The sequence below is a fragment of the Cellulomonas gelida genome (assembly GCF_006538725.1).
Taxonomy (GTDB): Bacteria; Actinomycetota; Actinomycetes; order Actinomycetales; family Cellulomonadaceae; genus Cellulomonas; species Cellulomonas gelida.
Genome location: NZ_BJLQ01000002.1, coordinates 165,446 through 189,089, shown reverse-complemented (window position 1 = coordinate 189,089; position 23,644 = coordinate 165,446). Strand labels below are relative to the sequence as shown.

Annotated in this window: 19 protein-coding genes; 5 read left to right on the top strand and 14 right to left on the bottom strand. The window is 71.5% G+C overall.

What is annotated here, in order from left to right; all coding sequences use genetic code 11:
* Positions 1-9: 9 nt before the first annotated feature.
* Together CGE01nite_RS01140 and CGE01nite_RS01135 are read right to left on the bottom strand one after the other, a co-directional pair.
* Positions 10-567, bottom strand: a complete 558-nt coding sequence (locus tag CGE01nite_RS01140) for a cysteine hydrolase family protein (protein WP_141368456.1) — start codon at positions 565-567, stop codon at positions 10-12.
* A gap of 43 nt (positions 568-610) precedes the next feature.
* Positions 611-1,198: an SRPBCC family protein gene (locus CGE01nite_RS01135; protein ID WP_229747537.1), complete on the bottom strand. Its 588-nt coding sequence runs from the start codon at positions 1,196-1,198 to the stop codon at positions 611-613.
* 183 nt (positions 1,199-1,381) lie between these two features.
* Here CGE01nite_RS01135 and CGE01nite_RS01130 point away from each other — a divergent pair, with 183 nt between their 5' ends.
* Complete coding sequence (locus tag CGE01nite_RS01130; protein ID WP_141368452.1) at positions 1,382-2,944, top strand: ATP-dependent DNA ligase; 1,563 nt, start codon at positions 1,382-1,384, stop codon at positions 2,942-2,944.
* 7 nt (positions 2,945-2,951) lie between these two features.
* On the opposite strand, the gene CGE01nite_RS01125 is transcribed toward CGE01nite_RS01130, so the two are convergent.
* Positions 2,952-3,335: a winged helix-turn-helix transcriptional regulator gene (locus CGE01nite_RS01125; protein ID WP_229747536.1), complete on the bottom strand. Its 384-nt coding sequence runs from the start codon at positions 3,333-3,335 to the stop codon at positions 2,952-2,954.
* A 64-nt stretch (positions 3,336-3,399) separates the two neighbouring features.
* On the opposite strand from CGE01nite_RS01125, the gene CGE01nite_RS01120 reads away from it, so the two are divergent.
* Positions 3,400-5,640: an LLM class flavin-dependent oxidoreductase gene (locus tag CGE01nite_RS01120; RefSeq protein WP_141368450.1), complete on the top strand. Its 2,241-nt coding sequence runs from the start codon at positions 3,400-3,402 to the stop codon at positions 5,638-5,640.
* On the opposite strand, the gene CGE01nite_RS01115 is transcribed toward CGE01nite_RS01120, so the two are convergent.
* The 6 genes from CGE01nite_RS01115 to CGE01nite_RS01090 form a co-directional block, all read right to left on the bottom strand.
* Entirely contained in the window at positions 5,641-6,573 is a 933-nt protein-coding gene (locus tag CGE01nite_RS01115) for an ATP-grasp domain-containing protein (protein ID WP_371857555.1), read from the bottom strand.
* A gap of 56 nt (positions 6,574-6,629) precedes the next feature.
* On the bottom strand, positions 6,630-7,406 hold the full coding sequence (locus CGE01nite_RS01110) for an LLM class F420-dependent oxidoreductase (protein ID WP_048343983.1): 777 nt from the start codon (positions 7,404-7,406) through the stop codon (positions 6,630-6,632).
* Positions 7,407-7,453: 47 nt separating this feature from the next.
* Positions 7,454-8,704: a Wadjet anti-phage system protein JetD domain-containing protein gene (locus tag CGE01nite_RS01105; protein WP_048343982.1), complete on the bottom strand. Its 1,251-nt coding sequence runs from the start codon at positions 8,702-8,704 to the stop codon at positions 7,454-7,456.
* The gene (locus CGE01nite_RS01100; protein WP_048343981.1) at positions 8,701-12,084 is read right to left on the bottom strand and encodes an ATP-binding protein; all 3,384 of its coding nucleotides are present in this window, start codon (positions 12,082-12,084) and stop codon (positions 8,701-8,703) included. The genes CGE01nite_RS01105 and CGE01nite_RS01100 overlap by 4 nt, the downstream gene beginning before the upstream one ends.
* Positions 12,081-12,692, bottom strand: coding sequence for a DUF4194 domain-containing protein (locus CGE01nite_RS01095; protein ID WP_197080861.1), 612 nt, complete (start codon positions 12,690-12,692; stop codon positions 12,081-12,083). Before CGE01nite_RS01095 ends, CGE01nite_RS01100 begins: the two co-directional genes overlap by 4 nt.
* Before the next feature lie 97 nt (positions 12,693-12,789).
* Complete coding sequence (locus CGE01nite_RS01090) at positions 12,790-14,262, bottom strand: DUF3375 domain-containing protein (protein ID WP_048343979.1); 1,473 nt, start codon at positions 14,260-14,262, stop codon at positions 12,790-12,792.
* Positions 14,263-14,421: 159 nt separating this feature from the next.
* Between CGE01nite_RS01090 and CGE01nite_RS01085 the strand changes: the two genes are divergently transcribed.
* Both CGE01nite_RS01085 and CGE01nite_RS01080 read left to right on the top strand, forming a co-directional pair.
* Positions 14,422-14,733 (top strand): hypothetical protein, encoded by a 312-nt coding sequence (locus tag CGE01nite_RS01085; RefSeq protein WP_048343978.1) that lies wholly within the window; start codon positions 14,422-14,424, stop codon positions 14,731-14,733.
* Positions 14,730-15,563, top strand: a complete 834-nt coding sequence (locus CGE01nite_RS01080; RefSeq protein ID WP_048343977.1) for an alpha/beta fold hydrolase — start codon at positions 14,730-14,732, stop codon at positions 15,561-15,563. Before CGE01nite_RS01085 ends, CGE01nite_RS01080 begins: the two co-directional genes overlap by 4 nt.
* 19 nt (positions 15,564-15,582) lie before the next feature.
* On the opposite strand, the gene CGE01nite_RS01075 is transcribed toward CGE01nite_RS01080, so the two are convergent.
* The 5 genes from CGE01nite_RS01075 to CGE01nite_RS01055 all read right to left on the bottom strand — a co-directional run bounded on the left by CGE01nite_RS01075 (position 15,583) and on the right by CGE01nite_RS01055 (position 22,155).
* Complete coding sequence (locus CGE01nite_RS01075) at positions 15,583-17,613, bottom strand: DUF1565 domain-containing protein (RefSeq protein WP_048343976.1); 2,031 nt, start codon at positions 17,611-17,613, stop codon at positions 15,583-15,585.
* Positions 17,614-17,668: 55 nt separating this feature from the next.
* Positions 17,669-18,229 (bottom strand): DUF624 domain-containing protein, encoded by a 561-nt coding sequence (locus tag CGE01nite_RS01070; RefSeq protein WP_229747535.1) that lies wholly within the window; start codon positions 18,227-18,229, stop codon positions 17,669-17,671.
* Between the two features lie 140 nt (positions 18,230-18,369).
* Complete coding sequence (locus CGE01nite_RS01065) at positions 18,370-19,332, bottom strand: carbohydrate ABC transporter permease (protein ID WP_048343975.1); 963 nt, start codon at positions 19,330-19,332, stop codon at positions 18,370-18,372.
* A 9-nt stretch (positions 19,333-19,341) separates the two neighbouring features.
* A complete protein-coding gene (locus CGE01nite_RS01060; protein ID WP_231583904.1) occupies positions 19,342-20,379 on the bottom strand; it encodes an ABC transporter permease in 1,038 nt (345 codons plus the stop codon).
* Between the two features lie 108 nt (positions 20,380-20,487).
* A complete protein-coding gene (locus CGE01nite_RS01055) occupies positions 20,488-22,155 on the bottom strand; it encodes an extracellular solute-binding protein (protein ID WP_229747534.1) in 1,668 nt (555 codons plus the stop codon).
* A 483-nt stretch (positions 22,156-22,638) separates the two neighbouring features.
* On the opposite strand from CGE01nite_RS01055, the gene CGE01nite_RS01050 reads away from it, so the two are divergent.
* Positions 22,639-23,634, top strand: coding sequence for a LacI family DNA-binding transcriptional regulator (locus CGE01nite_RS01050; protein WP_229747548.1), 996 nt, complete (start codon positions 22,639-22,641; stop codon positions 23,632-23,634).
* Positions 23,635-23,644: the final 10 nt, after the last annotated feature.

The window sequence follows — 23,644 nt, the reverse complement described above, 5'->3', positions numbered from 1 at the left end:
CTCGCCCGTTCAGGCGCTGGTCAGGTCGACCTCGTCGGACGACTCGACCGTGGCGGTCCGCCCGGGGCCGTCCTGGAACTGCCAGTAGAGGTTCGCGTGCGACACCACCAGGTCGGGGGGCGGTGCGCCCCAGGCCGTGAGGTCCTCGGTGCTGTGCGCGTCGGACACAAGGGTGACGTCGTAGCCCCGCACGAACCCGCCGTGCAGCGTCGCCCGGACGCACGCGTCCGTCTGGGCGCCGGACACGACGAGCCTGCCGACCTTGCGAGCTGCGAGCTCGGCCTCGAGAGGGGTGTCCTCGAACGAGTCGCCGTACCGCTTGTCGACGATCACCTCGTCGGGCGCGGGCGTGAGCTCGGGGATGAGCTGCCACACGTCACTGCCCTCGGGCAGCTCGTCGGACTGGTGGCGCACCCACACGACCGGCGTGCCCTGTGCGCGAGCGCGGGTGACGAGCCCGTCGATCGTCGCGACGACCTCGTCGCGCGCGTGGAGCCCGCTCGCGACGCCGTTCTGCATGTCGATCACGAGCAGCGCTGTGGCGGCTCGTCCCTGGAGAGTGGTCATGGAGCCAGTAAGCCACCGACCACCGACACGCACCGCAGGAGGGTCAGCGCACGGCCTTCTCGGCGCGGTCTCGGATGCCGATCAGCATGCGTCGCGACATCACGGTGCTGACCGAGCCGACGACCTCGTTGACCGGGACGGCCCACCACCGCGGCCGCGCGTAGCGCTCGCGCACGACGAGTCGCGTGGAGCGGTCGCGGCCCGGATGGAGCGTGAACGCCCAGCTGAAGCTCGCGTCGGGGGCGGTCAGCACCAGGGCGCGCGGCGGGTCGACGATCGTCACGGCGAGCGCGGCGCTCTTGGCGAGATGCACCTCATCGCCCGGTGCGAGGCCCTGCCAGCGGTCCTCGATGCGGTTCGCGGAGTGGATCTCCAGCCCGAGCAGGTTCTCCAGCCAGTCGTAGGAGTAGAACCCGCCACGACCCTGACCGAGCTGCACCAGCCAGGGCCAGACGCGTTCGGCGGGTGCGTCGATCGTGATGGCACGCGTCGCGACGAGGCTCGGCACGGGGACGACGTCGTCGCCGGCGAGGCCGGTGTCGAGCTCGTCCTCGCTGGCGCCCCACTGCAGGCCCCACGTGCGGGCGAGGGGGATCAGCGCCACGGCGGCGGCCGCCGTGAGGAGGCCCACGGCACGGGGTGTGGGAGCGCGCATGCTCCAGTGGACCCCTGGGAGGAGGTCCGCGCGAGCGACGAACGTCCCGGCGCGCGAGGCGGCGGTCCCGCCGGGCGAGATCCGCGCGATCCCGAGCGCGGCCCCGGCCGTCTCTCGACGCCGGTGGCCGGTGTGGGTGGGCGGGTGCAGGATGCCCGCATGCTGCTCGCCGATGTCGCCGCGACCTCGTCCGCGCTGGGTGCGACGCGTTCACGTCTGGCCAAGCGCGCGCTGCTCGTCGACCTGCTGCGACGCACGCCCCCGGCGGACGTGCCGATCGTCGCGCGGTACCTCGCGGGCGAGCTGCGGCAACGCCGCACCGGGCTGGGCTGGCGCTCGCTGCGGACGATGCCGCCACCGGCCGACGAGCCGAGCCTGCAGGTCGCGGACGTCGACGCGGCGTTCGCCCGGATGGCTGGGCTCGCCGGACCGGGTTCGGGCACCGCGCGCGCCGCCGAGGCCGCCGCGTTGTTCGGCGCCGCAACGGCGCCCGAGCAGGACTTCCTCGGCAGATTGGTCAGCGGTGAGGTGAGGCAGGGTGCGCTCGACGCGCTGCTGCTGGACGCGGTGGCCGAGGCCGCGGGCGTGCCGCCCGAGTCGGTGCGCCGCGCGGCGATGCTCGCGGGTGCGACCGAGCCCGTCGCGCAGGCCGCGCTCGCGGCGACCGACCCGTCCGCCGCGCGCGAGGCGCTCGCGGCGTTCACGCTCGAGGTCGGCCGCCCGGTGCGGCCGATGCTCGCGCAGTCGGCACCGGACGTCGCCGCGGCTCTCACGACCGTCGCTGACGTCGAGGACGGCGACCTGGCGGTCGTGGACGCCAAGCTCGACGGCATCCGGGTCCAGGTGCACCGAGCCGACGACGAGGTCGCGGTCTTCACGCGCTCGCTCGACGACATCACGGCGCGCGTGCCGGAGATCGTCGAGCAGGTGCGCGCCCTGCCCGCCCACCGGCTCGTCCTCGACGGGGAGGCGCTGGTCGTCGACGGGACGGGCCGCCCCGTGCCGTTCCAGGACACAGCCGCGCGCGCAGCCAGTGGGGACGCCGAGGTCGCTGCGACGCAGCTGCTGCAGCCGTTCTTCTTCGACTGCCTCCACCTGGACGGTGAGGACCTGCTCGACCGTCCCCTCACCGAGCGCCTGGCCGCCCTCGACCGCCTCCTGGTCGACCGTCCCGGCCTCGGGGTCGCCCGCGTCGTGACCGCCGATCCGGAGACGGCGCTGGAGCACGCGCGCGCAGTCCTCGCCGCCGGGCACGAAGGCGTCGTCGTCAAGGCGGCTGGTTCGTCGTACGAGGCGGGCCGGCGAGGCGCGGCGTGGGTCAAGGTCAAGCCGCGGCACACCCTCGACCTCGTCGTCCTGGCGGTCGAACGAGGCTCGGGCCGTCGCCAGGGCCTGCTGTCCAACATCCACCTCGGCGCACGGGACGAGCACGGCGGCTTCGTCATGCTCGGCAAGACGTTCAAGGGCATGACCGACGAGATGCTCGCCTGGCAGACCGAGCGGTTCCGCGAGCTGGAGATGGCCGACGACGGCTGGGTGGTGACCGTTCGCCCGGAGCAGGTGGTCGAGATCGCGTTCGACGGCGTGCAGCGATCGACGCGCTACCCGGGCGGCCTCGCGCTGCGCTTCGCACGCGTCCTGCGCTACCGCGACGACAAGTCGGCTGCGGAGGCGGACACGATCACGAGGGTCCGCGAGCTGGCGGCGTGGGCCGAGGGATGAGCGAGGGTCAGCGGCTGGTCTCCCAGCGGTGGCCGTAGCGGACCAGGGGTTGCATGGCCTCGATGAGGTCGCGGCCGCGGGGTGTGAGCTCGTAGCGCACGCTCACGGGCGTCGTCGGCTCGACGACCCGGGCGACGAGCTCGGCACGCTCGAGCTCCTTGAGGCGGACCGAGAGCATCCGGTCCGAGAGGCCGATCACCGAGGCCTGGATCTGCGTGAAGCGGTGCGCGCCGCGGCCGAGCGCGAACAGGATGCTGCTGCTCCACCGGCGGCCCACGAGCTCGAGGACGTGCGACGCGCTGCGGCACGCGCCGTCGTCGATGGGCAGCAGGGGAGCGGGGACGTCGATGCCGGGGGACGTCGAGGCAGGAACGGGAGCGTGCGTCGTCACTTACCTAGAGTAAGTCGCTCACGCCCGTTTGCGCGCCCCGCACGCTGACGCCGATGCTGGGGTCATGCCCGACTACGGTCACCCCCTGCGCTTCGGCACCTTCGTCACGCCGGTCAACGCCCCGCCGGACCAGCCCGTGCGGCTGGCCCAGCTCAGCGAGGAGCTCGGCTTCGACCTCGTCACGTTCCAGGACCACCCCTACCAGCCGGCGTTCCACGACACGTGGACGCTCCTGACGTGGGTGGCCGCGCGCACCGAACGGATCGGCCTCGCCGGCAACGTCCTCAACCTGCCGCTGCGCCAGCCCGCGGTGCTCGCGCGCTCGGCGGCGAGCCTCGACCTGCTCTCCGGCGGTCGGCTCAGCCTCGGGCTCGGGGCGGGGGCGTTCTGGGACGCCATCGAGGCCATGGGCGTGCCGCGCCTGACGCCGGGCCAGAGCGTCGAGGCGCTCGAGCAGGCGATCGAGGTCATCCGAGGGGTCTGGGACACGGACTCACGCGGCCCGCTGCGGGCGGGCGGTGAGCACCACCACGTCGCGGGGGCCAAGCGTGGGCCGGCTCCGGCGCACGACATCCCGATCTGGCTGGGGGCGCTCAAGCCGCGCATGCTGCGCCTGATCGGCCGCTCGGCGGACGGCTGGCTGCCGTCGCAGAGCTACCTGCAGCCCGGCGACCTGCAGCGCGGGAACGCGACGATCGACGAGGCCGCCCGGGACGCCGGGCGCGACCCGCGCGAGATCACGCGCCTGCTCAACATCGGCTCGCTCGGCGCCGAGGAGATCGCGCGCCTCGCCACCGAGGACGGCGTCAGCGTCTTCATCGTGGCCAGCGACGACGAGCGGACCCTGCAGCGCATGGCGCACGAGGTGATCCCCGCGGCCCGTGACCTCGTCGATGCCCAGCGCGTCACCAGCGGAACCCAGCAGGCCGGCCGGATCCGCAACCAGATCGCCCTCGCGCGGCGGCTTCCGGGGATCGCCTACGACGACGTGCCCGCCTCGCTGGCCGAGACCGCCGTCGAGCCCGGCGACCGCGGCTACGCCCGCTACACCTCGTCGTACCTGCGCGGCGGGGCGCCCGGGCTGGTGCTGCGCCCGCACACGATCGCGCAGGTGCAGGACGCGGTCGGCTTCGCGCGTGCGCACCGGGACGTGCCGCTCGGGCTGCTCAGCGCGGGCCACGGCATCTCGGGCCGCTCGGTCAACCACGGCGGTCTCGTCGTCGACCTGGGCGCCCTCGACGAGGTGACGCTGCTCGACGAGGCGACCGCGCGCGTGCGGGTGGGGCCGGGTGCTCGCTGGATCGACGTGGCACGCGCGCTGGCGCCGCACGGGCGGGCGGTCACCAGCGGCGACTACGGCGGCGTGGGCGTCGGCGGCCTGGCGACCGCGGGAGGGATCGGCTGGTTCGCCCGCGAGCACGGGCTGACGATCGACCACCTGCGGTCGGTGGACGTGGTCCTGGCCGACGGATCGCTCGTGCACGCCTCCGACGACGAGAACGCCGACCTGTTCTGGGCGATGCGCGGCGCGGGCGCGAACTTCGGCGTCGCGGTCTCGTTCGAGCTCGAGGCGGCGCGGGTCGGCCAGGTGGGCTTCGCTCAGCTCGTCCTGGACGCGAGCGACCTGCCCGGGCTGCTCGAGCGGTGGGGGAGCGCGATCGAGTCCGCGCACCGCACGGTCACGGGGCAGCTGGTCCTCGGCGGTGCGCGGCCGGGCACGCCGCGGTATGCGCAGGCCATGCTCGTCGTCGACTCCGACGACCCGGACACGATCATCGAGCGGCTCGGCCCGATCGCCCAGGTCGCGCCGCTGCTCGACCAGTCGGTCGTGCTCGCGTCGTACGACGAGGTCATGGGCGCCTTCCACCAGGAGGGGCCCCAGCGCGGGCAGGGCGAGCCGCTGTCGCACTCGGGCATGGTGCGGCACCTGACCGCCGAGCTCGCCGCCGAGGTCACCGCGCTGCTCGACGCCGGCGCGTCGTACTTCCTGCAGGTCCGCGCGGTCGGCGGCGCCGTCGCGGACGTCGACGCCGACGCGACGGCCTACGCCTGGCGGGACGCGGCGTTCAACCTCGCGGCGTTCGGCACGCCCGCGTCAGGGTTCGACGACTGGTGGCGGCGGCTCGAGCCGCACTTCGAGGGCATGTACCTCAGCTTCGAGTCCGACGAGGGACCCGACGTCGTGGCCCGCGCGTTCCCGCCGGCCCACCTCGCACGGCTGCGTGACCTCAAGCGCCGCTACGACCCGACCGGGCTGTTCCGCGACAACTTCTTCATCGAGCCGGCGGCCGACGCCGTCGCGTGATCAGCCGACGCGCGCCGGGGCGGAGGCCAGCCGCCGAGCGATCGCGGCCGCGACCACGTCGGTGACCTCCGGCGCGACGTGCAGGTTGAGCGCGGGCTCGAACAGCTCGGCCTCGAGCAGGACGAGCCCGTGCTCGGCCGAGTCCACGACGTCGATCCGTGCGTACAGCGGCGCACCCAGTCCCGTCGCCTGGTCGACCGCCGCGAGCACGCGGTGGGCGAAGGCCGCCTCGTCGGGCGTGACAGCCACCCGCTCGGGATGCTCCTCGTACGTCCCGCCGAGCAGCCCGCCGCCCGGGGCGAGCAGTGCGCCCTTGGCGATCGCGTGGGTGAGTTCGCCGTCGATGAGGTACAGCGCCTTCTCCCGGCCCGCCGACAGCTCCGGGACCTCGGGCTGCACCATGACGACCCCACCGCCAGTCACCACGCGGGCCGCGAGCTCGAGTGCTCCGGGGTCGCCGGCCCGGAACAGGCCGGTGTCGCGCGCGCCCGCCGAGACGGAGGGCTTGAGCACGACGTGCGCGGCGTCCGGGAAGGCGGACAGGTCGCGCGCGACCTCGTCGACGGTGGTGCGGTACGTGGTGGGCACCACGGCGACACCCAGCTGCTCGAGCTGGGCGAGGTAGCGCTTGTCGAGGTTCCACGCGACCAGCGCGGGCTCGTTGAGCACCGTCGTGGCAGCGCCGACCCGCGCGAGCCACGCCGTGAACTCCTCGACGCGCTCGGGGTAGTCCCACGGGCTGCGCAGGACCAGCAGAGCGTAGTCGGCCCAGTCGACGTCCTCGTCGTGCCAGACCGTCGCCTGCGCGTCGACGCCGCGCGCCCGCAGCGCCTCCACCAACGGTCCGGTGTCGTGGTCGAGGTCCTCGAGCGGGTAGGAGTCCGTGACGACGATGCCGACGCGCGGCGACGGGGCGGGGTCGAGGGTGCTCACGAGCACGTGACTGTAAGCGACGAGGTCACTGTCACGTGGTCTGCGCCCGCGCGGCCTCAGCCTCGCGCGTCACGCCAGGCGACCCACTGCGCCGCGAGCGAGAGGTCGTAGTCGGGGCCCGACGTGCCGACCGTCAGCAGCGTCGCCCCGGCGGCGAGCAGACCCTCGGCCTGCTCCTGCGGCGGCCGGGAGACCGCGGCCGAGCGTTCGACGAGCCGCGCGGTGTCCCGGCCGACGTCCACCCCGTGCTCGTCGAGGATCGCGCTCTTGCGCGCGAGCGTCTCGGCGTCGCCGAACGAGTGCCAGACGTCCGCGTGCTCGGCCACGACGCGCAGCGTCTTGCGCTCGCCGCCGCCGCCGATGAGGACGGGGATCTGGCGCGTCGGAGCAGGGTTGGACGCCGCCCATCGGGCCTTGATGCGGGGGAGCGCCTGCGCGAGGTCCGCGATGCGCCCGCCCGCGGTCCCGAACTCGTACCCGAACTGGTCGTAGTCCTTCTGGAACCAGCCCGCGCCGATGCCCAGGATCAGGCGGCCGCCGCTGATGTGGTCGACCGTGCGGGCCATGTCCGCGAGCAGCTCGGGGTTGCGGTACGAGTTGCACGTCACCAGAGCGCCGAGCTGGACCCGCTCGGTCTGCTCGGCCCACGCGCCGAGCATCGTCCAGCACTCGAAGTGCTTGCCGTCCGGGTCGCCGGTCAACGGGAAGAAGTGGTCCCAGTTGAACACCACGTCGACGCCGAGGTCCTCGGCGCGGCGCACCGCGTCCCGGATCTGGCCGTAGTCGGCGTGCTGCGGCTGGAGCTGGACACCGATACGCACGGGAAGGCTCATGCGCAGAACCTATGACGTCGTCGCGAACGATGCGATCGGTTGTCCCGCTAGTCGCGCCACGGTGGAGCCGTCGTCGCGTGCGACGCGTGCAGCGACAGCGCGTCAGCCGCATCGGCGATCGGAATCCGCTCCTGCTCGATCCGACGCAGGGCTACCTCACCAGCGGTGGCGATCTGGTGATACGCCTCGGTCTCGTCGTCGGTGAGATGGGGCAACGTCTCAGACGACGAAGGAATGCGCCTGCCCCGCGCGTCTCGATCGACGCCGAGGTGGCTGTACCTCGACAGCGCCGCAGCGTCCATCAGGATCGAGGCGACCGGGCGGCCGGACGCTCCGTCGGGACTGGTGCGGGCCAGGGCGGAGCGGAAGTGGTTCAGGATCGCGAAGCCCGCGGCGTCGATGTCCCCCCAGTACACGACGCCCGGAGCGCGCCGCAGCCACGGGATGTCGGCGAGCAAGGCTGCCGCTGCCATGCCGCCGCCCTCGACGACGACGGTGCCAGGAGTGAGCGGAAACCAGAGGCGGCAGTCGCGGTTCTCGACGACGAGCACGGTGTGCGGCTCATACGCGAGCTCGTGCGTGTCACCGGTCGTCCACGCGTCGTGCCGTCGACCTCCCGTCATCGCGTAGGCCGGATCCACGTAGGTCAGGTGGACGACTGCGAGCCGCGACCGCACCTCGTCGAGAACATCGCGGCCGACGAGATCGCGCAGCAGCGCTCCGTGCTTGAGAAGCCACTTCGAGTGCATGCGCGGGATGGGGATGGAGCGAGCGGTCCAGTCACCGACGTCAGGATGCGCGCGGAGCCACCGGACGGCTTCCAGCGCGACCTGAACGTCGTCATCGTCGAGCTGGCACACCGCCCGGAGGACCGTCGGAGTCAGGCGTGCCGATGACGCGAGTATCTCGCCAGCAACCCGGCACGCTCGTTGATGGTCGAACGGTGGCCGCAGGCCCGCGAGCGCCAGGAGCTCGGTGGCCGCGTCAAGCCCGCTCAGGGTGAGGGTCGCCGGGAGCATCTCGGCGACCTGAGAGACGACGACCCGTCGCCTCTCGACCGTGACACCTGGGAGGCCACGTGCGGCCACTGCAGACCACTCCTCGACCCAGCGGGTCCGAGCGTCCAGCCCGAGCCGAAGAACGACCGCGCCGCTCGTCACGCCTGGGCTGAGCTGCACGTGGATCGCGCGGTTGGTGCATTGGGTGATCTGGATGCACACCGCATCAGCCCACGCGGTGCGCAGGCGGTGCGTCACGGTCTCGGCTGCCTCGGCGAGCGAGACGAAGCGAGAGCTCACTCAGACGCCATCGGGTCGGGCACGCCGGCGATGGGCTTGGTGCGGGAGCGGCCCGTGGCGTCCTTCAGCACGACGTACTTGACGTCCACGTGCGGCTCGAGCGCGCTGAACTTGTCGTTGGGCGCCCCGATGACGAGCTGGAAGCCCAGCCCGCGCCACGCGCCGATCGCGCGACCCGTGAACCGCGCGTCGGCCTTGATGAGCGCCTCGTCGAGGAAGACCGGCGCGTACCGGGGCCGTTCGGCGCCGGCGTCGCCGAGCTGGTAGCGCAGGGCCGCGCCGACGATGAACGCGACGAGCTCCTGCGACTCACCGCCGGACTTCTCGCCGATGTGGTCGTACAGCGCCACGTGGTTGCCCTCGAGGTCGACCTTCTCGGCGGACAGGCGCACGTGGCGGCGCACGTCGATCAGGTCGGCGAAGTCGGGTGCGGTGCGCCGGATGCGGTCGATGACCTTGGCCATGCGCAGGTAGCGCCGCTCGCGCTCGGCGTCGGTCGCCTCGGTGGCCAGCACCTCGCGCAGGTCGCGCAGCTCCTTGCGGAAGCGCGCGACGACGGTCGACTGCGTGTCGCGCGCCTCGATGCGCAGGCGGTGCTCGTCGTCGGCGAACGGCAGGTCCGCGAGGATGTCGTTGACCGGCCGGATGCGTTCCTTGATCTCCCGGACCGAGCGTGCGAGCGCGCTGTGCAGGTCGGTCAGGTCGTTGCCCGACAGGCGCAGCAGGCTCTTGCGCCACTCGTCCTCGAGGTCGTGCAGACCGTTGGTCTCGAGCTCGGTGAGGATGCGCTCGAAGTCGGCGTAGGAGTCGTCGGGGTCGGCCCCGAGGTTCGGGTCCGGCCAGCGCTCGACGAAGGTCTCGAACGTGCGGCGCAGCGACTCGCGGGCGGTGCCGATGATCTGCTGCGCGGCCTGGCGGTCGGCCAGCAGGAGCGAGTGGGCGCGCGCCAGGACGTCGTCGAACGCACGCAGGGCGTCGTTCGCGCCCGCCGCCGCGTTCGTCGTGCGGACGTCCTGCACGTCCGTCCCGACGAGCAGGGCCTCGAGGTAGGTGCGCTGGTCGTGACCCACGCGAGTGCCCGCGGACCGGGCCTCGTCGAGCGCCTGCTGCGCGGTGTCGACCTCGTCCGTGGTCGTCGACCAGAGCTCGGAGGCGGCTCGCGCCTCGTCCTTGGTCACGCCGAGCTGCTCGGCGAGCACCTGGATGGTCGTGTCGAGCTCGGCGGCGCGCCGCTGCAGGCGCGTGATCTCCGGGTTGCCGGACGTCACCTCCTCGATGACCTGCGCCCACCGGGCCTGTGCGGCCTCGATGGTCGCGACGTCGACCTGGTCCCAGGTGATCTCGGTCAGCGTCTCGTAGGCGCGGCGCTCGACGTCGTGCGTGTCGAGGCCCGCCTCGGCCTCGCTCACCTGCGCCTCGACCAGGTGCAGCCGTTCCTGGGCGCGCGCGACCTGCTCGTCGAGGTGGGCGAGGCGACGCGTGTTGGTGAAGCCGAGGACGTTGCCGCGGCCCTGGCCGCCGTGCGCGCCCTGGGTCCCCTCGGACACCTGCCCCGAGCGGGTCAGCGCCTTGGCGTGCTGCGACAGCTCGCCGGGCGTGTCGACGCACACGAAGGCGAACGCGCGCGCGAGCTCGCCGCGCAGCCAGCCGGTGAACGGGCCGTTGCGGAAGTCGAGGCGACCGGGCAGCGTGCGGGAGTCGAGCGCGACGTCGTCGCGCATCCCCGTGGGCACGCCCTGGAACCGGATACGACGAGCGGTGGGAACCGCGTCGATCGCCTTGCGGAACGCGCCCAGGTGCGCGACGTCGATGAGCAGACGCGTCGCGAACCCGCCGAGCGCGAGGTTGAAGGCGTCGCGCCACGGCTCGTGCTCGGTGCGGACCTCGATCAGCTCGGCGACGAAGGGCAGGTCGTCGGGCGCCAGCCCAGCGGCCTCGGCCAGCGCCGCGCGAGCCCGGTGCAGCTCACCGGGGATGTTGTCGTGCCGCCGCGCGACCGCGGCACGTTCGGCGGTCAGGTCGGCGAGGTCGGCGGCGGCCTCCTTCTTCTCCGACATCGCGTCGAACAGCGCCTGCCGTGCGGACGCCTTCGCGTCGGTGTCCCGCAGGGCCGCGTGCGCCCGCGCGACGAGCGCGGTGTGCTCGGCGTCGGTCGTCACCGACGTGCCGGGCAGCGCGCGCAGCACGTCGTCGAACCGGGTGCGGGCCCGGCGCACGTCCTGCAGTCGTGCCTCGACGCCCGCGAGCTCACGCTGCGCGGTCGCGAGGCGGTCGCCGCCCGAGGACCAGAGCGTCTCCTTGACCCCGTCGAGCTCGGACCGCGCGGCGGCGATGCGCGCCGCGGTCTCGGCCGCGCGTGCGTTGCTCTGCTGGTGGCGACGCTGCAGGTCCTGCTCGGCGTCGCGGAGCAGGTCGAGCCGGCGCTCGTGCTTCCACAGGGCCGCAGGCGAGGTCGCGTCGTCGAACGTCCCGAGCTGCTCGATGACCCGCAGCCGCTCGGCGGCCTGCTCGATGTCGGCCCGGTACGCGCGGATCGGCTCGAGCGCCTTGACCTGCTGGCGCGCGGTGATCATCTGCTCGCGCGTGCCCGTGAGCTTGTCGAACTGCTCGACGACGGCGTCGGCCGTCGCGAACGTGTCCGGTTCCTCGAGCACCATCGCCTTGTAGAGCGCGTCGACAGTGGTGATCTGCTGCCCGGCCTGGATGCGGCCCAGCAGCGCGACGGCCTTGTTCCCGTCACCCGCCGCGCCGATCCCGAGCGTCGAGTGCAGGCGCGCGGTGAGCTCACGGTCGGTGTCGAACACCGTCAGGCCGGCTTCCGTCACGGCGGCCCGGCCGAACCGGTGCGCGGCCGCGGCCTCGAGCTCGCGCAGGTCGAAGCTGCCCTCGCGGACGGCGCGCACCGCGACGACGTCCTCGAGCGTCCGCGCCGCGGACGGCACGTACCAGCCGCGCACCGCCGTGAGCTCGGTGCCGGACTGGTCCACCCACGTCATGGCGATCGCCGACCACGTGTCCCGACCGTCCCCGCGCAGCACCCGCTGCCGGGTCCCGTCCTCGGTGCGCGACTCGTCGAGCTTGCCGCGCGCGTAGGACAGGATGTTGCGCTGGTCCTTGCCGCGCGGGCGCCCGACGACGCCGCCGTTCGACGCACCGTTGAACGGCGTGGTGTGCGGCATCAGGAGCGCGATGTACGCGTCCATGAGCGTGGACTTGCCCGAGCCGGACCCGCCCGACAGGAGCGTGGCGGTCGAGGCGAGCCGCACCCGGTGGTGCCCGTCGTACCCGCCCCAGTTGACGAGCTGCAGGTCGCGCGCGACCCACTGCTGGCCGGTCGACTCGGCGGGGATGAGCCCGAACAGCGTGTCGATCATCGTCATCGCGTGACCTCCTGCGTGCGCGCGGCCTGCTCGCGCAGCCACTCCCGCAGCTCAGCGAGCCGCTCGTTGCTCAGCACGATCTCGACGAGCGGCGTGACGCGGAAGCGTCCCTGCGACTCCTCCTCGATGAGCCCCTCGCGCTCGAGGCGCGCCACGGCGGCCCGGATCTCGCGCTGGTGGGCGGCGACGTTCGTGTCGTCGGGGTCGAAGTACGTCAGGGCGGTCTGCTCGAGCTCCTCGACGTCCACGCGCACCGACGTCTCGCCCGCACCCTGCTCGCGCTGGAACACGGTCCGCAGGTGCACGAGCACGAGCGTCTCGGCGCGCGAGTACGCGTCGTCGCGCAGCAGCACGGGCACGTCGAGCTCGGCCGAGCGCACCTGGCGCTTGTAGGCGACGCCACGGTCGTGGTCGACGACGAGGTGCACGAACAGGTCGTGCAGCCGCGACTCGATGACCTGCTGGTTCTCCAGGAGGGTCCGCCACTGTGCGCGGTTCTTGTCGGCGACGAGGAACCGCCGCTGCAGCAGCCGGACCAGGACCCGGCGCACGTCGGCGTCGAGCGTCCCGGAGTCGCCCGCGAACAGCTCGGCTGGGTCCTCCTCCATCGGGACGGGGGCGATGAAGCCCTCGTCGGCGCGGGGAGCGCTCGCGGCCTCCACCGGCTCGTCGTGCACGGTCACCGCCACGTCCTCGGTCGTCGTCTCAGGCATCGTCGTCCTTCGTCGTCGTGGTGACCGCGCCGAACGCGAGGCGGCGGCGGGTCCCGTCGGGCCGCACCGCGTCGACGAACGCGACGCGACCGGTCTCGGTCATGCCGTGGGTGTGCGCGATCTCGAGCATCCCCAGCAGGTCGACGGGGCGGCGCAGCCCGTCGGGTGCCGCCTCGAACGCGGCGGCCACGTCGACCTCGTCGGAGCCGTCGGCGAACGCGACGAGGTGGGAGGTCAGGTCGGCGTAGTGCGGGCCGCCCCAGGCGCGCGCGTCGTCGCCGGTGACGTCGTCGCCGTCGTCGTCCCAGGCGGCCAGCGGCGTCGGTGCCTCGGGCGGGCGCAGGTCGCCTGCGGTCTGGCGCAGGTGCTCGACCTCGGCGACCGGCAGGCGGCGCAACGGGTCGACCGGCTGGAAACGGCGCGCGCCGGGCAACCACGCCTGCATCCCGGCCATCACGTCGCGCAGCAGCACGTCGACCTGGCGGTCGCGCAGCGGGTCGTGGTTGCGGACCTGCGCGGTGATGACGTACGACGCCTCGCGCTGCGCGGTGAAGACCTGGTCGAGCCCCTGCTCGATGCGCCGCACGATCTCCCGGAGCTCGGTGCGCTGCTGCTGGGCGAGACGCCGCGTGAACCGGTGGCGCAGCACCACGTCGAGCTGCTGCGCGAGCTCGTCGAGCCGCTGCGGGTCCCCGATGAGCCGCAGCGCCCCGGCGAAGGCGCGGCCCTCGGACGTGGACTCCATGACGTGCTCGCCGCGCTCCAGGTACTCGCGCAGCACGTCACCCGTGGGGCGCTCGTCCTGCCGCAGCGCCGTGACCACGTCCCGCTGCATCGCCTTGATCGACTCCGCGACGCGCGCGAAGTCCGCGGGCAGCTCGCGCACGAGGTGCAGGACGTTCTCCGCCTCCTCGAGCAGCTCCTCGTCGTCGACCTCGTCGACCGTGCCGGTGCGCTGCACGCGGTCCAGCTCGGCCTGCAGGCGCTTGATCTGCCCGTCCAGGCGCGCCATGCGCACCAGCACGTCGGGGTCGGCGTCCTGCGCGAGCTGCTCCACCGCGTCGAGCAGCGTCCGCACCCGCGACTGCGACACGCGCGCCCGCGCACCACCCGCGCGCCCCGCGACCTCGAGCGCCCCGACCGCGTGCGCGGACAGGCGGTAGGCCTCGACGTCGTCGTCGAGCACCTGCCGCACGAGCCAGCCCGCGTCCGCCCACTGTCGGCACAGGTCGCGCGCCGAGCCCGTCGGCAGGTTCTCCTCGTACCCGGCCGCACGCAGCTGGTCGAGCGCGTCACCGATCTCCGTGTGCGCGTCGGCCACGGGGACGGTCGGCCGCTCCGCGGTGAACGTCACCGACAGCAACGAGACGACGAGTGGGGCGTGCTTCTTGTGGAGCAGGTCGAGCATCGGGTTCTGGAAGGCCCGGACGGCGCCCAGGTACGCCCCTTCGGCACGAGTGATCATCGCCCGACACCTTAGGTGGCCGGGACGACGAGACGCGGTCGCGCCCACCCGCGAGTCGCTCGCGCGACGTCGTCGGGACGGTCGTCGGGGTCGTCGTCGGGATGGTCGTCGGGACGTTCGTACGGTGCGTGACCAGGGGAGGGGGCCACGATGGTGGGCATGATCACCCTCTATCTGCACGGCCGGGCTGCGTCCGACGCGCGCTCGCTCGAGCACTTCCTGGCCCGCGCGCGCCCGGTGTACGAGGCACCCGGCGGTATCCGGGTCCGGCTGCAGTGGAGCCTGGTGGAGCCCGGCGCGTTCGTCGAGATCATGGAGTACCGCGACCGCCTCACGTACGAGGCCGACCAGGTGCGCGTCGAGCAGGACCCGGCGATGCGCGCGCTGATCGACGAGTGGCACACGCACCTCGTCGGACCGCCCCGGGTCGAGGCGTACGAGGACGTCACCCTCGACGGAGCCGTCCTATGAGCGCGCGCGACGGCCGACCCGACGGCAAGGTGCCTCTGGTCGTCCACCGCTACGGCAACGCCGCGGCGCCCACGGTCGTGCTCGTCCACGGTCTGACGGAGGCGGGCACCACCTGGCCGGACCTCGTCGCGCACTGGGGTGACACGTGGGACGTCGTCGCGCCGGACCTGCGAGGCCACGGTCGCTCGCCACGGTTCACCGACGACGAGCTCCGGCGCGCCCCCGACGTCATGCTCGACGACCTCGTGGACCTGCTGGACGCGCAGCCGGGGCCGGTCGTGCTCGTCGGGCACTCCCTCGGCGGTCTGCTCGCCCTACGCGCGGCACTCGCCCGCCCCGCCCAGGTCCGCGCCCTCGTGCTCGAGGACCCCGCGAAGCCCGACGGCATCCCCACGACGGACCCCGCGCTCGACGGACCGGCGTTCGTCGCCCATCCCACGGTCGTCGCCGGGGTCGAGGCGTCCCTGATCGCCACGGCGCGGGACCGCGCGGCCGAGGTCGCGCGCATGCGGCGCGAGACACCGTGGAGCGACACCGAGATCGAGGCGTGGGCGGACAGCCGCCCGCTCGTCGACCGCGCGTACGTGCGAGGGGGTCGGTTCCTCGGGGAGCCGGCGTGGGAGGAGCGGTTCGCCGCGCTCACCGTCCCCACCCTGCTCGTCCTCCCGCCCGGCGCACCGATGGCACCGCGCCCGGGACTTGTCGACAACCCGCTCGTCAGCACCGTCACCATCGACGGCGCGGGCCACTGCGTGCGCCGCGACCAGCCGACCGTCTACCACGCGGCGGTCGACGCGTTCCTGCACGAGCACGCCGGGCGTCAGCGCTGAGCGCGGCCACGCCGCCCGTCTACCGTCGCTCGACCGGCCCCGGTGCCTCAAGAGTCCGACACGCAGGTGCCGACACGGCGAACGGCCCGGGCACGATCTGGTCCCGTCGGATCCCGACGAGGTCGGTGCTCAGGTCCAGATCGGACCCGTCGGGGTTGGTGTAGGGCATCTCGGCCTGGTAGCTCGTCCCGAGGCGCGCGGTCGTCACCGGGGCGACGACGGCCATGTCGCTCATGTCGACGCGGACGGTCCCGGCTTCGGCGTCGACGACGGTGACGCGCACCGGAGACGTGCCGACCACGAGGGCCGTAGGCTCCGCGCGGAACGGCTCCGCGCCCTCCGTGTAGAGGTTGCCCTCGATCCAGACCGGCAGCCGAGGCCCCGCCAAGTCGCTGCCGCGCTCGTTGGGGTACTCCTGCGGCGTCGGATAGGCGTCGTACTGCGAGGTGCCCACGGGCGTCGGCGTGAAGGTCGCCTGCCCGGGCACACCGTCCATGTCGACCGCGCCGGACCAAAAGCTGGCGAGCGCCGGCTCGGGCTGTGCGTCCGACTCGCTGCGATCGTCGGCGGCGCGGTCGCCGACGAAGACGTTGTTGTAGAACCGGTTGTCGCCGCCGAGGATGTTCGAGACGCCGTAGACGGCCGTGGCGTGCGGGACGTGGTACGGGGTGTACCGCTGGTGCTCCGTGCAGTTCGCGATACGACCCGCGACGTAGTTGTGGACGTACGCGCCGCCGGTGGACATGTCCTTGACCGCCCACGGCGACAGGAAGAGGTTCGAGTCCACGAGGTACGGGCCGTGGCAGACCTCGACCATGAAGTCCTCGGCGGTCGAGGCGTAGAACACGTTGCGCCGCACCAGGGTGCCCTGGGCCTGCCAGTCCAGCCACAGCGCGCGGTGCGTGTGGTGGATCGTGTTCCCGCTGATCACGGTGTCGATGGCGGCGTGCAGCTTGATCCCGGCCACCTCTGCGCCGTGCCACTGTCGCTTCACGTGGATGCGCGAGATGTGGTTGTCGGCGATGGTCGAGAACGCCGCCCCCAGGTGCCCGACGACGCCGGCCTGCTCGCAGTCCCGGATCGTGTTGCGGCGCACGACGTGCGAGCCGACGTGGTCCCGGTGCCACGGGTGCGGCTCGCCGGCGCCCGGCCCGCCCAGCACGAGAGCACGCTGGATCACCTCACGCTCGCGCTGCGTGCCGCCCTTGGCGCCCTCCGGCCCCGCGGCCGCCTCGTTCTGCCCGGTGCTGACCTCCTTGCCGAGCGAGACGCCGACGTTCTTCGAGTCGGTGATCGTGTTGTCCTCGATCACCCAGCCCTTCGACCAGTGGGGGCCGATCAGGCCTTCCTGCAGTGCAGTGGGCGGGGCCCACTGCGTGGCGGCCTTCGTCAGGGTGAACCCACGCACCGTGATGTGGTCGATGCCGGTCGCCGAGGGCCAGAAGACGAAGGTGCGGGCATTGATCTCGACCTGGTGCGCGGCCGGGTCGGCGCCCCCGAAGTTCGCCCAGATCGTCGTGACGTCGTCGCCCACCTCGCAGTACCAGGTCAGCAGCGAGCCTTCCGGGTCGAACGAGTCCGGAGTGACCTCGGGGTGCTCGACGCCGCCGAGCGTCAGCGACTCGTACATCGACCTGCCGTCGAGGTACACCTCGCCCGTGTGCCAGGTGTTGACCCGGTCGAAGAACCAGTCCCCGCCGATGCGCTCGACGTACGGGTTGCGGGTGCCGAACAGGGCGTTCGGCACCTGGGCGACCCAGACGCGGCCGTCGGCGCCGGGGTGGGGGTGCCAGTCGGTGACCACCTCGGCACCGGAGATCGTCACGGGCTCGAAGTGCCCGTCCGGGCCTACTGCCGCCTGGTACGTGATCGGCGCGTCAGCCGTGCCGCCGCGCGGGGGGTTCACCCACTCCCGGTACACGCCTGCGTGCACCGCGACGGTGTCGCCCGGCACGGCGGCCTGCGCGGCCCGGTTGATGGTCCGGAACGGAGCCTCGGCCGAACCGTCAGCGCGGTCGGAGCCGGTGGTGGCGACGTGCAGGATGGTCACGACAACGCCTTTCGTCGATCACTGGGTCGTGCGGTGGTGAGCGCTCCGCGCCGCGTCAGACCTCCGCCTCCTCCGGCTCCGGTCGGACGTATCCCCGGTCCACGAAGAACCGCTCGAGCAGGTAGCACCACCACACGAGGATCAGGCCCGGCACCACGAACACCGCGGGCATGAAGTTCCAGATGGCGACGCCCCCGACCAGCGCGGCGATCCCGAGCAGGAACGTCAGGCTGGGCGTCGTCAGCCCCAAGGTGAGGCCGTTGCGCACCTGGCGCCAGGTGGGGTTGGTGAAACGGGCGACGAGGGGCAGGCACCAGAACACCAGGAGCAGGAGGAAGAGCCCGACGACCAGGAGCGGCACCAGCACCTCGGCCAGCCCGAGAGTCGGCAGGTAGGAGAGCGTGACGATGCCGACGGCCGCGACCAGGACGGCGAGCAGACCGACGACGGTCGCCTGCTTCCAGCTCTGCCGCCAGGCCTTGGTCGCGACAGCCCAGGGGCCCGCGTCCTTGCCCAGGACGTAGCGGCGACAGAGCTCGTACGCGACGACCGTGCCCGCTCCCGCCGTCACGACGAGGCCGACGCTCACCAGCCAGAACAGGCTGATCAGGATCACGGAGCCGAGCGAGTCGAGGATGCGCCACAGCAGCGACGCGGGGTTGAAGCGGAAGATGGTCGTGCCTCTCAGAGTGCGCGGACGTGGTGGGTCGCCAGGACGCGGTCGGCCTCCCGCGGTGCGCGGGAGGCCGACGCCCGTCAGCCCTTCACGGAGCCGATCATGAGACCGGACACGAAGTGCTTCTGCAGGAACGGGTAGACGAGCAGGATGGGGACGGCCGCCACCATCGTGATCGCCGACCGCAGCGCGATCGGTGTGGTGAGCTGCCCGCCGCTTCCCACCGAGGCCGCGTTGGCCGCGGTGTTCGCGGAGTTCGCGCCGGCGTTCATCGAGCTCGCCAGCAGCTTCTGCAGCTCGTACTGCAGGGTGGTCAGCGCCGGGTCGCCCGAGTTGTACAGCAGGGTGTCCAGCCAGGCGTTCCAGCTGCCGACGGCCACGAACAGACCCACCACGGCCAGCACGGGCTTGCACAGCGGCATGATGATCTGCCACCACGTGCGGAACTCGCCCGCGCCGTCGATCCGTGCCGACTCGGTGATCTCGTCGGGGATCGACTTCATGTACGTGCGCAGGATGATGAGGTTGAACGCACTGATGATCGTCGGCACCCAGTAGGCCTGGAAGCTGTTCAGCATCCCCAGGTCCTTGATGAGCAGGTAGTTGGGGATCAGCCCGGCGTCGAAGTACAGCGTCAGCACGAAGATCAGGGTGATCGGGCGGCGGAAGATGAACTCCTTGCGGCTGAGCGCGTAGGCGAGCATCGAGGTGAACAGCAAGTTCGTCGCCACGACCACGACCGTCTTCAGGACGCTCATGACGAACGCCTGATAGATCGAGTCCATGTTGAGCACGACCTCGTAGTTCTTCAGCGAGAAGACCCGTGGCCAGATGCCGATCCCGCCGCGGACGGCGTCCATGCCGTCGTTCAGGGAGATGGCGAGCGTGTTCAGCAGGGGGTAGATCATGAGTGTCGCGAGCAACACCAGGAAGGTCGTGTTGAGCGTGGTGAAGATGATGCGCTCGGTCGTCCACGCGCGACGCGGTGACCCGCTTCGTGACGCGCGCCGCGCCGGAGGCTTCACGACAGTGGTGCTTGACATGACGTCCTCCTAGACCAGGGTCTCTTGGTTGAGGCGCTTGGCCGCCATGTTCGCCGAGCCCACCAAGATGATGGCGACGACGGTCTTGAAGATGCCCGCGACGACGGCGAGGGAGTAGTTGCCGAGCTGGTAGCCGTAGCGCAGGACGAAGACGTCGATGGTCTCGGCCGTCTCGGAGATCAGGCCGTTGCCCAGGAAGTACGGCAGCTCGAAGTTGGTGGACAGGATCCAGCCGCTGTTGATGATGAGCAGCACGACGATCGTGGGCCTGATGCCCGGGAGCGTGATGTTCCACATCTTGCGGTAGCGGCCCGCTCCGTCGACCTCGGCGGCCTCGTACAGGCTCGGGTCGATCGCGGTGATCGCGGCCAGGTAGAGGATCGTGTTCCAGCCCAGCTCCTTCCACAGGCTGGTCCCGGCGACGATGCCCCAGAAGTGGTTCGGCTCGGTCAGGAACAGGATCGGCTCCTGGACGATGCCCAGGGTCATGAGGCCCTGGTTGATGAACCCGCCGGAGGAGGGCAGGGAGAGCGCCACCGACGCCAGGCTCGCCACGATGACCCAGCTGAGGAAGTGGGGCATGTACGTGATGTTCTGCATGATCCGCTTGAACGGGGCGTTCTTGACCTCGTTCAGCAGCAGCGCCAGGACGATGGCCCCCAGGGTCCCGACGACCAGGGTCAGGACGGACTGTCCCAGCGTGTTGACCACGACCCGGCGGAACCGTTCACCGTTGACACCGGTGAACAGGTCGACGAAGTTCTCGAAGCCCACCCACTCCTGGTTCCAGATGTTGCCGCGACCCGGCTTGTAGTCCTGGAAGGCGATCGCCCAGCCGTAGACGGGGACGTACTTGAACAGGATCTGGTACATCAGCAGCGGGACGGCCATGAGGAGCAGCACCCGCTGCGCCTTGATCCTGTCCCACGTGATCTTGCGCTTCGGCTCCTTGGGTGCCCGCGTCCGGGCCTTGCGGCGTTGAGCCCGTGAGCTGCTCGCAGGCTCCGCGGCCGGCTCGGGCCCGGGGGCGGTCATCAGGTTCCTCACCGGTGCGTCCGTCATCTGTCCAACCTCGTCGTCAGAAGCAGTGGGTGGTCCTCGAGAACGTGTCGTGGTGGGGGGCCCGTGCCCCCCACCACGACCGCTTGCGGACTGTCACCAGTTGGCGAGACGCTCCTGGATGCCGGCGTTGATCGCGTCCTCGTACACCTTGACGTCGATCTTCTTGATGGTGTCGACGTAGGCCTTCCAGCTCGCCTCGAAGTCGCCAGGGGCACCGGCGATGATCTTCGGCAGGTTCTGCACGTTGGCGTCGGTCAGCTGCTGGTTGACCTGGTTGGCGTCGTCGGAGAGCGTGATGTTCCACGCCGGGTAGTACTTCGGGTTCTCCGGCTGCGGGTTCATGAACTCGAGCCAGGTCTTCTTGCCGTACTTCTCCATGACGTTACGGTCGTAGTCGGTCAGCGTCGCGAAGAACTCGGCGGGCTGGTCGTCGGGGCTGTAGGCGTTGCCGTCGGAGAACTGGCCGTTGTGCTTGGGCAGGACGTCGAGCAGCGCCTCGAGACGGTTGGACGCCCGCCAGGTGAGGTCGCGGGCGTTGGCCCGCTGCTCCTCCGTGCGCGTGAACAGGCCGTCGTCGCCGATCTGGTAGTCCTCGCCCTCGATGCCCCAGGAGAGCGTCTTCTGCCAGGGCTCGCTGAGCATCAGGTCGAGGAACTTCAGCGCCTTCTCCGGCTGCTTGCTGGAGACGGAGATGCCGAAGCCCTGGTTGGTGTTCATGACGGGGCGGTCGGCGTACCAGGGCTCAGCACCGTCGTAGACGGGCATGAGGGGCACGTAGGTGTACTGGTCCTTGCCGGCGCTGCGCAGCGAGTCGGTCGCGGTCTGGAAGTCCCAGCCCTGGTCGTGCATGCCGAGGACGGCGCCGGTGGCCAGCTTCGCGACGTACTGGTCGAACGTCAGGGTGAAGGACTCGCGGTCCACGAGACCCGCGGCGTACTGCTCGTTGAGGACCTTGTAGAAGTCCTTCGCGATGTCCTTGTCGGCGTAGATCTCCGCGTTGTTGCTGTCGTCGACGATGACGCCACCGTTGTTCGGGGAGCCCGCCAGGAGCGCCGGCGGGTTCGTCATGCCCCACTCACGGCCGGTCGACGCCAGGACCTCGAAGCCCACGGTCGGGGCGCCCTCGGTCTGGGGGTTCTTCGCCTGGTAGTCCGCGATGAGCTGGAAGTAGCGGTCGAGCGTCATGTTGCTGAGGTCCGGCCACCCGGCGTCCTCGAGCACACGCTTCTGGATCCAGAACGCGGGGCCGTAGTAGGTGCCGCCCGTGACCTCGCCGTAGAAGCGGTTGTAGTTCGGGAAGATGTACAGCCCGGGGTCCACCTCCTCACCCGAGTAGCTCATCTTCTTGATGTCGTCCTCGACGTGCGTGGCGAGGTTCGGGTAGTCCCCGGTGGCCAGCATGTCGTCCAGTCGCAGGAGAGCGCCGCCCTCGAGGAGACGCATCTTCAGGTCCGTCGTCCCGACGAGGTCGGGGTACTGGCCGCCCGCGAGCATGACACCGATCTTCTGGTCCACGTTGTCGGGAGTCACGATCTCGTACTCCAGCGTGACACCGAGCTTCTCCTTGAGCAGCTTGGTGATCTTGTTGTCGGCGGCCGGGGCCTGGGAGGCCGTCGTGATCCAGGTCGTGAGGGTCGTCGGGTTGCTGGGGGTCAGCGTTCCCGACTTGTCCGCGAGATCCCCCTCGGGGATCACGGCGGCCGTCGTGGGGCCCTCTTCGGGGCCGTCGTCGGCGGTACATCCGACGAGTCCCACGGACACGCCCACCACCAGGGCAAGAGCTGACAACTTCGTTCGTGAGGTACGCACCGAGGTCTCTCCCTTGAGAACAGTTCCGGTCGACGTTGACTGGAACCCGTGCACATCGGACGCGTTGAGTCGTCGCGTCCTTATCCCGGCGGGATTTTAGCGTTAAAGTAGAGACGCCCCTCGCGAGCCGTCAAGCCCCCGCAAGTCTCGATATGATCACGGCCACTTTCGGGAGCCGCCTGGGGCGGCAGGCGGACCACCTGGGACGCGCTGCGACCTCGGCACTTGCGTCCCGGCGTGCCCGCGGCCAGGCGAGGCGCGTGTCTGTCGAGGGAGGTGCACCGAAAGTATCGCCTGCTGGTTCCGGTGAAGTGGGTCTTGCCGTCTGGCGTTGTATCGATATATTGAGCGCGCTCCGGCGGTGTGGCCGGGGCCCGCAGCCCGACGAGCGCCGGACCGGCACGACGTCGCGGGAAGGAGACCCCCGTGGTGAGGATGGCCGACGTGGCTCGCGCCGCCGGCGTCTCGGTGATGACGGTGTCGAACGTCCTGAACGAGCGCCTTCCCGTCGGCGAGCCGACGCGCGCCCGTGTCATGGCGGCCGTCGAGTCCCTCGGGTACGAGGTCAACCTGACGGCCCGGCACCTGCGGGCCGGACGGACCGACACCGTCGCCTTCGTCGTCCCGAGCTTCCATGACTACTTCGGCGAGCTCGCCGACCAGGTCGCCCCGCTGATCGAGGCGCAGGGACGTCACCTCGTCCTCGAACGGACGAGCGCCAACGCGCAGCAGGAGATGGAGGCGCTGACCGTCGCGCGGCTCCAGATCTACGACGGTGTCCTGCTGTCCATCGCCGGTCTCGACCTGGAGCAGTTGGGGCGGGTGCGCACCGCCAAGCCGATCGTGCTGCTGGGCGAGCGCGACGTCCCCGACCACCTCAACCACGTGCGCCTGGCGAACGAGTCGGGTGCCCGCCTCGCCACGGCGCACATGATCGAGCGTGGATCGCGCCGCATCCTGGCGCTCGGATGCTCGTTCGACGCCGCGCACATGATGACGACGGACCGCCGAGTCGGGTGGGAGCACGCGTGCAGCGAGGCCGGGCTCGCCCCCGACCCGGCCTACGTCGTGCCCGTGAGCGACTACACGGCTCTCGGTGGTCGCGACGCGATGCTCGAGGTCATCGCCTCGGGGCTGCCGTTCGACGGGGTCTTCGCCGTCACCGACATGGTCGCGCTCGGAGCCCTGTCCGCCCTGGCGGACGCCGGGCTCCGTGTGCCCGACGACGTCCAGCTCGCCGGGTTCGACAACCTCGACATGTCGCGCTTCGTCCCTCCGGGCATCACGTCGGTCGACGCCAACCACGAGGGCGTGGCCGAGGCGGCGGTCGGACTGCTGCACCGCCAGATGTCGGGCTGGACCGGCCCTGCCGAGCACGTCGTCGCACCCGTCCGCCTCGTCGTGCGTGGATCCACTCGCGGCGACGCCTAGCCACACCCGA